8 protein-coding genes and 1 riboswitch are annotated in these 12,253 nt (G+C 32.3%); of the genes, 2 read left to right on the top strand and 6 right to left on the bottom strand.

Translation table 11 applies throughout. The features are described 5' to 3' along the window. Positions 1–39: 39 nt before the first annotated feature. The 3 genes from thrA to ACH5TW_RS11875 all read right to left on the bottom strand — a co-directional run bounded on the left by thrA (position 40) and on the right by ACH5TW_RS11875 (position 6,674). Positions 40–3,441, bottom strand: a complete 3,402-nt coding sequence (gene thrA / locus ACH5TW_RS11885) for a bifunctional aspartate kinase/homoserine dehydrogenase I (protein WP_439336725.1) — start codon at positions 3,439–3,441, stop codon at positions 40–42. Between the two features lie 74 nt (positions 3,442–3,515). After that, complete coding sequence (locus tag ACH5TW_RS11880) at positions 3,516–4,790, bottom strand: O-acetylhomoserine aminocarboxypropyltransferase/cysteine synthase family protein (RefSeq protein WP_439336724.1); 1,275 nt, start codon at positions 4,788–4,790, stop codon at positions 3,516–3,518. A 113-nt stretch (positions 4,791–4,903) separates the two neighbouring features. Beyond that, a riboswitch (SAM riboswitch) is annotated at positions 4,904–5,029 on the bottom strand. Between the two features lie 94 nt (positions 5,030–5,123). Then, positions 5,124–6,674, bottom strand: coding sequence for a hypothetical protein (locus tag ACH5TW_RS11875; protein ID WP_439336723.1), 1,551 nt, complete (start codon positions 6,672–6,674; stop codon positions 5,124–5,126). 148 nt (positions 6,675–6,822) lie between these two features. On the opposite strand from ACH5TW_RS11875, the gene ACH5TW_RS11870 reads away from it, so the two are divergent. Then, positions 6,823–7,998, top strand: a complete 1,176-nt coding sequence (locus ACH5TW_RS11870; protein WP_439336722.1) for a 2-isopropylmalate synthase — start codon at positions 6,823–6,825, stop codon at positions 7,996–7,998. Between the two features lie 80 nt (positions 7,999–8,078). Next, positions 8,079–9,197, top strand: a complete 1,119-nt coding sequence (leuB, locus tag ACH5TW_RS11865; RefSeq protein WP_439336721.1) for a 3-isopropylmalate dehydrogenase — start codon at positions 8,079–8,081, stop codon at positions 9,195–9,197. A gap of 206 nt (positions 9,198–9,403) precedes the next feature. Here leuB and ACH5TW_RS11860 read toward each other — a convergent pair whose 3' ends face one another. From ACH5TW_RS11860 to ACH5TW_RS11850, 3 genes are all read right to left on the bottom strand, one after another. After that, positions 9,404–9,775: a DUF3703 domain-containing protein gene (locus ACH5TW_RS11860; RefSeq protein WP_439336720.1), complete on the bottom strand. Its 372-nt coding sequence runs from the start codon at positions 9,773–9,775 to the stop codon at positions 9,404–9,406. 18 nt (positions 9,776–9,793) lie between these two features. After that, a complete protein-coding gene (gene argH / locus ACH5TW_RS11855) occupies positions 9,794–11,068 on the bottom strand; it encodes an argininosuccinate lyase (protein WP_439336719.1) in 1,275 nt (424 codons plus the stop codon). 120 nt (positions 11,069–11,188) lie between these two features. Beyond that, positions 11,189–12,250 (bottom strand): M20 family metallo-hydrolase, encoded by a 1,062-nt coding sequence (locus tag ACH5TW_RS11850; protein WP_439336718.1) that lies wholly within the window; start codon positions 12,248–12,250, stop codon positions 11,189–11,191. Positions 12,251–12,253 lie beyond the last annotated feature (3 nt).

Raw genomic sequence — 12,253 nt, 5'->3', positions numbered from 1 at the left:
ATTCTTTATTAAGATTCCCGCCTTCGCGGGAATTAAAATTTAATTTATATGCTTAGATAATCTTAAAATATCACCAAAAACACCTCTTGCTGTTACTTCCGATCCAGCTCCTGCACCTTGAATAACGATAGGTTGCTCGCCGTAACTTTCTGTAAATATTTCAAAAATAGCGTCTGAACCTTTTACATGTCCTAAAGTACTATCTTCTGGAATAGATACTAATTTAACCTCTAAAACACCCTTGTCTTTTGATAAATCGCCTGATAAATCGCCAACGTATCTTAATACATGTCCTGGTTTTTGATCACTTTTTATTTTCTGAAACTCGTCATCTAAAACATCTAATTGTTTTAAAAACTCAGCAACTGAAATATCTCTATAAGCTTCTGGAATTAAATTCTGAACTGATACGTCTTCAAATTCGTTGTGCAAATCTAACTCTCTTGCTAAAATTAACAACTTTCTAGCGACATCATTTCCTGAAAAATCTTCTCTTGGGTCGGGTTCTGTAAAACCTTTATCAATAGTTTCCTGAACAATAGCACTAAACGGTTTGTCTTGAACCGAAAAATTATTAAATAAATAACTCAACGTTCCTGAAAACACACCACGAATTCTAGTAATATTCTCACCCGATTCGTGTAACAACTTAATCGTATCAATTAACGGTAAACCAGCACCAACAGTTGTTTCGTATAAATACTGCTTATTATTTTCTTTTAATTGTTCTCGTAAATCTGTATAGAATTTATGAGACACTGTATTCGCTATTTTATTAGACGATACCAAATCGAAACCAGCTTCTACAAACGGCACATAGCTATCATGAAAATTAGGACTTGCCGTATTATCTACAGCTATTAAGTTTTCTAAATGATTTGTTTTTGCAAATTCAATAACAGCTTCAACCGAGCTTTCAAAAGGTGATGCTTGTATAGCCTCGTTCCAATTATTTTCAACGCCTTTTTTATTTAAAAGCAGTTTTTTAGAATTCGCGATAGCAAAGACATTCAAATTAACACCTTTTCGTTTTTCAATATCGTCTTTCGATTTTAAAATTTGATTGATAAGCGCACCTCCAACACCTCCATGCCCGAAAATAGCAATGTTTATCTTTTTTGAAATACCAAAAATCTCACCATGAATCACATTCATTGCTTTATGAAGCTGACTCTTTTTAACTACCAAACTCACATTTTTACCTGTAATGGTATTATTAAATAATAACGGCGTTATTTGATTTTTAATAAGTGCATTAAAAGGTTTATGAAATGAACTTAATTCAATACCAATAATAGAGATAACCGATACATCATCAATGACACCAATCTGATTAACATCTTGCGAATAAAAGTCATTTTCGAATTCACGTTCTAAAGCAATAACAGCTTGAGTTGCCTGATCTGCATCAATAATTAAACCAATACCTCTTTCTGAAGATCCTTGAGAAATAATGCTTACACTAATATCTTTACTTGCCAAAGCTCCAAAAATTCTAGCATCTACACCACTTTTACCTAATAGGCCTCGACCTTCTAAATTTAATAATGCGACGTTATCTAAAACCGATAAAGAGGTTACTTCTTTAGCATTTGGTTTAGCTGTTATTAACGTACCTTCATCATCGGCATTAAACGTATTTAAAATACGTAGGCTTATATTTTTTTCGACTAAAGGTATAATCGTTTTAGCATGTAAAATAGTCGTTCCAAAATTAGCCAATTCATTAGCTTCACTAAATGACAACTCTCTTATCTTTTTAGCATCTTCAACTAAATCTGGATTAGCTGTATAAATACCATTTACATGTGTATAATTCTGCAACTCTTCGGCATCTAAATAATTAGCTAAAAGCGCAGCTGTATAATTACTACCATTTCTGCCTAAAGTAGTTGTTTCATTTTTAGCATTTGAAGCAATAAAACCTGTAACCACATTTACAACATCACTACCTTTTTCTTTATAATATTTTTTCACATTGTCTTTGGACAATTGCTGAATAGGTTGTGCATTACCAAAGGTATCATTAGTTTTTATTAATTCTCTAGAGTCAACTGAAGCTGCTTTTATATTTAAATCATTTAATAATACTGAAATGAGTTTTACTGAAAGCAATTCGCCTTGTGCTAAAATTTCATCTTTTACTTTACTACTATAATCACCTAATAAACTAACACCTTCGAATAACTTTTCTAAAATTGAAAATTCTGCTGAAAAATCAATCGTTTTCAAAGGTTCTATTTGATAATCTTTAAAAGCCTGTAATTTATCCTTATATGATTTCCCTTTTGAAGCTCTCTCTAAAATAGACTCTAAATCATCGGTCGCAGAGCCTCTTGCAGAAACTACAACTGTTATTTTTTCACCTTCATTAATCTTATTTTCAATAATTGAAATAACGGTATTTAATCCGTTTCCGTTTGCTAAAGATTTCCCTCCAAACTTTAATACTTTCATGCGTCTTTTTTTAGAATTTGGCACAAAAATGCCTTCTATAATTTTCTCTAATTGATCGTACTCCATTAAAAAGGCATCATGCCCATGTACAGAATTTATTTCATTATAAGTAACATTCGGATTTGATACTGCTAATTGCTTGTGGGTTTGCCTGTTTTCTTCTGCTGTAAAAAACAAATCAGAATCAACACCTATAATATGAATGTTGCCATGTATATTTTCCAACACATTAAAATCGGTTGGTCTATTTTTAGTAACATCTATGGTTTTTAAAAGCTGATTCATCAACTTATAAGCCGATAATTGAAAACGTTCTTGTAGTTTTTTACCGTGATGCAACAACCAACTTTCAACATTGAAAATCTCTAATTCATCATTTTTTGAACGCTGAAAACGCTCGTTAAAAGATTCTGGTGTGCGATAACACAACATAGCATGCATTCTAGCATCATGTACAGGATTTCTAGAATTTAATAGAAACTGTTCTTGAATTTGACAGTTTGCAATCAACCAATCGGTAGACTTCCAATCGGTAGCTACTAATATTAAATGCTCCGTAATATCAGGACTTAACACTGCCATTTCCCAAGCAATTCCACCACCTAAAGACCCTCCTAAAATAGCAAAGGTTGACTCTATATTTAATTCTTTTAAACCTATTAAAAACAGGTTCGCAACATCTCTAGCTACAAAATCTTTGTAATTTTCAATTACAAAACCATCGAAACCATTACCCGGAATATTAAAAGCTAAAACCGTATACATTTCGGTATCGATAACTTTATCTTTTCCAACAACTTCTTTCCACCAGCCATTTTCTCCTGCAACTTCACTATTTCCTGTTAAAGCATGATTTACTAAAACCACAGGTGCTTTACCTATAGGCTTACCAAAAACTTGGTAACTTAATTTTATTTCAGGATTAAGCACGTTGCTTTCCGTAATAAAATCTTTTATAATAATATGTTGTAATGGATACTTCAATCTTTTTGTTTTTATTTAACACCTACAAGGTTTAAAACCTTGCAGGTTAAATATTCTGATTCTAAATTAATTAATTAAATTGTTTTAAAAGCTTCTATTAAATCGGCTTTTAAATCTTCTATATCTTCTATTCCAACTGATAGACGAATTAAATCTCCAGAAACACCAGCTGAAGCTTGTTGTGTTTCATCTAATTGTTGATGTGTTGTACTTGCAGGGTGAATTATAAGTGATTTTGTATCACCAATATTTGCTAATAGAGAAAATAACTTAGTGTTATCTGCTATTTTTTTAGCTGCTTCAAAACCACCTTTATGTCCAAATGTTACAATACCACTTTGTCCGTTTGGCAAATATTTATCGGCTAATGCTTTGTATTTACTACTTTCTAAACCAGGATAGTTTACCCAAGCTATTTCATCTTGAGATTCTAACCACTTTGCTAATTCTAAAGCATTTGCACTGTGTTGCTTAATTCTAACTGGTAAAGTCTCTAAACCTTGAATAATATTGAATGCATTTGTTGGACTGATAGCACCTCCAAAATCTCTTAATCCTTCAAGGATTAATTTGAATGTGTAAGACGCTGCTCCTAAAACTTCGTGATATTTTAATCCGTGGTAACCTGCTGATGGCTCTGTAAATTCTGGAAATTTACCGTTTGCCCAATTAAAAGTTCCTGCATCTATAATGGCACCTCCTAACGATGTTCCTTGTCCGCCAATATATTTTGTTAACGAGTGAATTACAATATTTGCCCCATGCTCAATTGGATTTAATAAAGCTGGTGTTGCCACTGTATTATCTACAATAAAAGGTACTTCTGCTGCTTTAGAATGTTCTGCAATAGCTTCTAAATCTAATACATCTAGTTTAGGATTCCCTAAAGATTCTACAAAAAAGGCTCTGGTATTATCTTGTACAGCATCTGCAAAATTATCTGGATTTGAAGCATCTACAAAGGTTGTTGTAATACCAAATCTTGGTAAAGTGACACTTAACAAATTATACGTACCTCCATATAAACTACTTGATGCTACAATATGATCGCCTGCTTTTAATAAGGTTAATAAACCTGTTGAAATTGCTGCGGTTCCTGAAGCAAAAACTACAGCTCCAATACCGCCTTCTAGAGCCGCAAGACGCTCTTGTAGAATTTGATTTGTTGGATTGTTTAATCGTGTGTAAATAAAACCTAATTCTTGTAATGAAAATAGGTTTGCTGCATGATGTGAATTATTAAAAACATACGATGTTGTTTGATAAATTGGAACCGCTCGCGTTCCTCCGTTTGCTTTAACATCATGACCTGCATGTAATGCGTTTGTTGCTAGTTTTTGTGTGCTCATTTTTCTAATTTTTTAGTTAATAAATTAATTAAAAAGCCAAATGCATCAAAATTTGATGTACTTAATAGAAAAATGTTAAAAAGAATTTTAAAATTACAGTGAAGTAATTTTTTTGGTTATCTATCCAAACACCAATAAATGAATTGATAATTTAAGTAGAATTTAGCACCTTCTTTAATAAATTTAAAGGGTTGCTAAGGTTTCACAGGGTCTAATCCCTCCGCCTTTCTTGATAACATTTCAGTAAGTGTTTGAACTTTGTGAATGCAAATATTCGTTCAGAAAAAGTTAATATCCAAATTTTTTGATGGAAATTTTGTTTTAACCTCATAATTACCTGTTATATTTCATCTCATAAAACTTGTTTCTAATTACAAGTCCTATGGGTCTGTTTTGAATTTTAGACTCTAACCACGAAATAATATCTAAATATAGAAAGGCACGACTTTGATAGGGGTCGTCCTCGAATGTTTTTAACTTTTTATGAAGCTTAATAAATTCATTTTTAACCTCATTCGGATAAATATCGCCCAGACCTCTTAAAAACTTGATGAATTCTTTTTGTACTTCGTACAAATCTTCCATTTTAATTAAAAACTTATAGGTGCTTTTAATTAGTACATCTAGATTATAATCTAATCCGGCTTCGTAATGCGCCACAAGGTTTAATATTCTTGAAAAACACAATAAATCTTCGCGCATTTGCAAGGACTTATTGCTTATAATTTTTTCTAAATAATAGATGCATTTTTTGTTTTCGCCCGCTCCAAAATACATACTAGCCATCTTATAATAGAACACCATAACGTGATGCTCGTCAATTCGATTTTTATAGCTTTTTAAACGTTCTAAAACCTCATCTATTAACGGTAGGCCTTCTTCAAAACTACCTTCGATAAAATGTAAATTAAATTTATTATTGTAAATGAATAAGAATGCTAAACTTTCGTTATTATCATCAAGTGGAAACCATGATTCTTTTGTAACCTCTTCTAATCTGCTAAGCGAATCTTTAAACTTCTCGTGTTGTTTTAAGTAAAATAAAGATTCTAACAAATAATGATTTCCTCTTAAAAAAAAGACTGGATTTAAAATAATCATATCTTTATTTTCATAGAACAAATCGGTCCATTTTGAGGCATACTTGTAGCATGACAAAAAATCTACTGTTAAAAAACTATACCATAATCTGGCTTTATAAAGCCATAATTTTTCTCTAAGTCCCAGTTTATTAATATCATATTTTGGAAGCCTGTCGTTAAAATATTTTGTTACAACTTGATGTTCTTCGTCGTTTTTAATGTATCCAGTTTTTAAAAATAGCCCATATAACTGTAACGATAAATTAGATAGCTTACTTGCCAATACGTTTTGCTGACTCAGTTCTTTGGCTTGTATAGAAAGCTCGTCGGCTCTCGTGCTAAGACTTCTTGTAATATATTGCGACTCAATAACTTTTTCTAGCTCTACTATTTCATAAGCCACATTTTTTTCTTCATTTGCAATGGCTAAATTTTTGGCTTTATCTAAAATTTTTAAACTTTGTTTATACAAGCCTTTATGATATAAGATGGTTGCAAAGTCTAATTGTTCTCTTATTTGAATTCTTACAGTTTGATGCGAAGGGTTTAATCTTAAACTAATTAAAATTTGTTTATATAGATGTGCTTTTAAATTTGATAGCTGTTGTTTTTTTACAATTCCTTTTTTTAAAATAGTAGCTTCATCATAAACCGAAAGCTTATCAAGAATATTAAATAGCGTCAAAAATTTTGAGTCCTCATTTACCCCTAATCTTCCTACATAAAGCTTAAATTGTCTCTTTTCAGATTTAGACAATGACTTTATTAACACAAACAAATTATCTTTTTGCTCTCTTGTCATAGTTATAAAAACAACATTAATATACTGATTTACAATATTTTAAATAAAACAACTCAAAGTTAAACATCGTAATAATTACGAGTTGAATTCTCTAATTAATAAACCAAAATATACATTCGTAATACAATAAGAAAATATATTTTAATAAATGTCTGATAATAAGGTCCAAATTTTTGATACAACACTTCGCGATGGAGAACAAGTCCCGGGTTGTAAACTAAATACTGAACAGAAATTAATTATTGCTGAACAGCTTGATAATTTAGGAGTGGATATTATTGAAGCAGGTTTTCCTGTATCGAGTCCTGGCGATTTCAAATCTGTTGAGGCCATTTCTAAAATTGTAAAACATGCTACAGTTTGCGGATTAACACGTTCTGTAGAAAACGATATAAAAGTAGCTGCTGAAGCTTTAAAATATGCTAAAACACCTAGAATACATACAGGTATTGGCACTTCAGATTCTCATATAAAATTCAAATTTAAATCTAACCAAGAAGATGTTTTAGAACGTGCTGTTAAAGCAGTAAGTTACGCTAAATCTTTTGTTGAAGATGTTGAGTTCTATGCTGAAGATGCAGGAAGAACAGATAACGAATATTTAGCTCGTGTTTGCGAAGCTGTAATAAAAGCCGGAGCAACAGTTTTAAATATTCCAGATACTACAGGATACTGTTTGCCTCATGAATATGGTGCAAAAATTAAATATTTAAAAGAAAACGTAAAAGGTATTGATAAAGCTATTTTATCTTGTCATTGCCATAACGATTTAGGTTTGGCAACAGCCAACTCAATTGAAGGTGTTATTAACGGTGCCCGCCAAATTGAATGTACTATTAATGGTATTGGTGAACGCGCTGGTAATACAGCTTTAGAAGAAGTTGTAATGATTTTAAAACAACATCCTTACTTAAATTTAGACACTAACATTAAAACCGAAATGCTTTATGGTTTAAGCCAGTTAGTATCAGACAGTATGGGTATTTATACACAACCAAATAAAGCAATTGTTGGCGCTAATGCCTTTGCTCATAGTTCTGGAATACATCAAGATGGGGTGATTAAAAATCGTGAAACTTACGAAATTATAGACCCTAAAGATGTTGGAGTAACCGAATCTGCTATTGTATTAACTGCAAGAAGCGGAAGAGCTGCGTTAGCATATAGAGCTAAAAATGTAGGGTACGAACTAACTAAACTTCAGCTAGACGAAATTTATGTAAACTTTCTAGATTATGCTGATAAGAAAAAGGAAGTTCTAGACGATGACATTCATAAAATAATAGAAAACAGCAAGTTATATAAAGAAATAGTTTCCTCTTAATCGAATAAATTTCATTAGTTTAAACTAATATCTTATATTTTATAATTACTTTTCCGGTTAAGGAAACCAAATCAATTTAAATGAAACTAAATATTGCCGTTTTACCTGGTGATGGTATTGGTCCAGAAGTTACAGCACAAGCCGTTAAGGTTTTGAAAGCTATTGCTATGGAGTTTAACCACGTATTTACTTTCAATTACGGATTAGTAGGAGCTTCTGCTATAGACAAAACTGGTATTCCGTTACCAGAAGCAACTATTAACACCTGTGAAAATGCAGATGCTATTTTATTTGGTGCTATTGGCAATACAAAATATGATATAGATCCTAATGCCACTATAAGACCAGAACAAGGCCTTTTAGGTCTTAGAAAAACACTTGATTTATATACAAATATTAGACCTGTTATAGCTTACGAAGATTTACTAAACAAATCTTCTTTAAAGAAAGCCCAAATTAAAGACACCAACATTCTTATTTATAGAGAATTAACAAGTGGTATTTATTTTGGTGAAAAACAATTAAGTGACGACGGTAATACAGCTTCTGACATCTGTAAATATACACGTCATGAAATAGAGCGCATTGCACATTTAGCGTTTCAGGCAGCACAATCTAGAAAACGTAAATTAACTTTAGTTGATAAAGCGAATGTGTTAGAAAGTTCTCGTCTTTGGCGCAGAATAGTGCAAGAATTAGCACCTCAATATCCAGATGTTGAAATCGTTTATATGTATATTGATAATGCGGCTATGGAGCTAATTATTAACCCAAGACAGTTTGATGTTATTTTAACCGAAAATATGTTTGGTGATATCCTATCTGAAGAAGCCAGTGTTATTGTTGGCTCTATAGGTTTATTAGCATCAGCATCTATAGGGAAAGATCATGCTATGTTTGAGCCTATCCACGGTGCTTACACCAAAGCAGCTAATAAAGGTATTGCCAACCCAATAGCTTCTATTTTATCGGCAGCCATGTTATTAGAGCATTTTGGATTAGACGATGAAGCTGCCTTAGTACGTGAAGCAGTAGACAAATCGTTAAAACTACATATTACCACACCCGATTTAAATACCAAATACGATAATATAACAACCACCAAAGTTGGCGATTTTATTGAAGATTTTATAAACAATCCTGATGAAACCAACTTAAACTTTACCAACATACATTTAGGACAGTCCACAATTATTTAATTATTTGAGTTAGTCACCAAAACAAAAAATATTGGGATTCGTTTAAAGCGCATTGTAACCGATGCGCTTTTTTAATGCTTTTATTTATTTGGGCGTTACCCCGAAAAAGGGGTCAGGCTTTCCATTACAATCTTTTTGTTCGTACCTCTCAAAAAGGATATTCATTGCAATCCTTAACGCAGAAAAAAGAAAACGAAGAAGTTCAATTAACTAACTCCTGCTTTCACAAAAATATCTTCTAATTCTTTTTCAATTGGAAATGCCTTTAATAGAGGAACATTAGATCCTCCAGGGTTTCCAACAGGAATTTTTCCAACAAACGATTTCACACCCCCAAAAATCAGACGTGGAATTTGTCCCATAATTTCTTTTCCACTTTTTATTTTAATTCCGAATTGTAACATTTTCCAATGTACAAATGTATGAGCATAAGGATATTTTTGTCCAATTATATGAGCTCTTTCCAAATGACTCCAAGCACTTTTCAAATTCCCGCTTAAGAACTCGTTTCTGTATTTTACTAATTCAGCTTTATAATAGGGTTTCAGACTTTTTGGAATCGAAGTGTAAAATTTCATATCTGTTTTTTAAGTTTTCTACTCAGGAAACTTATCTCTAATCTTATCTAAACATAAATTATGAATACTACCAACATGCGTATGGTGTTTAGACGTATCAGGAACATAGGTACCGTCTTGTACTTGTCCGCCAATTTTTTGATAAGCTTCTCTAAAACTTTGCCCTTCTACAACCAAAGTATTTATATTATCTACCGTAAATAGGTATTTATACAAATCGCTATTTACATCAATATCTTTCACAATTATTTGCTGAATAGAATAATTAAAAATATCTAGAATATCTTTTATTTCTTCAAAAGCAGCAATCATATTTTCTTTTAATAACTGAAAATCTCTGTGGTAGCCACTTGGTAAGTTATTCGTTATAAGAATCATTTCGCTTTGTAAGGCTTGTATTTTATTACACTTCCCACGAATTAATTCAAACACATCAGGGTTCTTTTTGTGGGGCATAATACTGCTTCCTGTTGTTAATTCATCTGGAAAAGTAATAAATCCGAAATTCTGACTCATATACAAACAAGTATCCATAGCAAAACGCGCCATAGTATTACACAAACCAACTAAAGCAGCTGCAATAGTACGTTCATTTTTACCACGTCCCATTTGTGCCGCAACCACATTGTATTTTAAGGTTGCAAATTCCATTTCTTTGGTTGTTAATTCTCTATCTATTGGAAAAGAGCTTCCGTAACCAGCGGCAGAACCTAAAGGATTTTGATCTACTGTTTTAATGGCTGCATCTAATAAATAAACATCGTCTATCATAAGTTCTGCATAGGCAGAAAACCACAACCCGAACGATGATGGCATAGCCACTTGTAAGTGTGTATAACCTGGTAGAACTTTATCTTTATAAGTATAAGCTAAATCTAAAAGCGTATTGAAAAACGTTTGTGTTTTATCTTTTACAATTTTTAAATTCTCTTTGTAATAGAGATTAAGCGCTACTAAAACTTGATCGTTTCTAGAACGTGCTGTGTGGATTTTTTTACCAACATCACCTAAGGTTTTGGTAAGCTCAAATTCTATTTTAGAGTGTACGTCTTCAAACTGAGGATCGATAACAAACGTGCCGTTTTCAATTTGATCTTCTAACACTTTTAATCCGCCTAATAACTCCACCAATTCTTCAACCGAAAGAATGCCTATTTTTTGAAGCATTTTAGCATGTGCTTTAGATGCAATTACATCGTACTTTGCTATATGAATATCAATTTCTCTATCGTTTCCAACAGTAAATTGTTCTATTTTTTTATCGATTGATATGCCTTTGTCCCAGAGTTTCATTTTTATAAATTTTAATTCTTAAAATTTAGAATCAAGATAAAAGACCGCTTCGCTTTTAGAACAAAGACTATTACGTACTACATTTTAGTCTTGTTTCTTGATTCTATATTCTTGTTTCTTCTACAATACTTTTTCTAATAATTCCACATAAATCTTAATACCTTCTTCAATCTCATTCACATAAATAAACTCATTTGCCGAATGCGAACGTGTACTATCTCCAGGCCCTAATTTTAAACTCGGACAAGATAACACGGCTTGATCTGATAATGTTGGTGAACCATAGGTCGTTCTTCCCATAGCAATTCCAGCTTTTACTAAATCGTGATCTAATGGAATGGATGATGAATTTAAACGCAAACTACGAGGTTTTATACTTGTAACAGGTGCATTTTCTTGTAAAAAGGCAGCTATTTCGGCATTAGTATAAGCATCATTAACACGAACATCAATAACCAAATCTACATGCCCTGGCACCACATTATGTTGTGAACCTGCATTTATTTGTGTTACAGTTAACTTCACATCGCCTAAAGCTTCTGATCCTTTTTCAAACTTTAAATCTTTAAACCACTGTAAAGCTTCAATACTATTATAAATGGCGTTATTATCGTTTGGATGTGCAGCGTGACTTGGAGTACCTTCTATAACGGCTTCAAATACCACCAACCCTTTTTCGGCAACAGCAAGATTCATCAACGTGGGTTCGCCTACAATAGCAACATCAATTTTTGGAATAACAGCTAACATACTATTTAGTCCATTTGGACCGCTATTTTCTTCTTCCGCGGAAGCGACAATAACTAAATTATATTTTAAATCTTTATGATTATAAAAATAAGTAAATGTGGCCATTAAAGACACCAAACAACCACCGGCATCATTACTCCCTAAACCGTATAATTTACCATCTTCTACAGTGGCTTTAAACGGATCGTTAGTATAAGCACTATTTGGTTTTACGGTGTCGTGATGTGAGTTTAACAACAGTGTTGGCTTACTTTCATCAAAATATTTATTAGTTGACCAAACATTATTTTTGGTTCTATTAAATGGAATGTCATACTGTGTAAACCATGCTTCAATATGCGCCGCAGTTGGCTCCTCTTCTGTTGAAAAAGACTGCGTTTCAATCAACTTTTTTAATAGTGATATCGCGTTATTTGTTAATTCCTGTAACATCCT

The sequence above is a fragment of the Thalassobellus sediminis genome (genome assembly GCF_044386045.1).
GTDB classification, from domain to species: domain Bacteria; phylum Bacteroidota; class Bacteroidia; order Flavobacteriales; family Flavobacteriaceae; genus Thalassobellus; species Thalassobellus sediminis.
The sequence above is the reverse complement of the archived record's forward strand: the minus strand, read 5'-3'. Positions and strand labels throughout refer to the sequence as shown.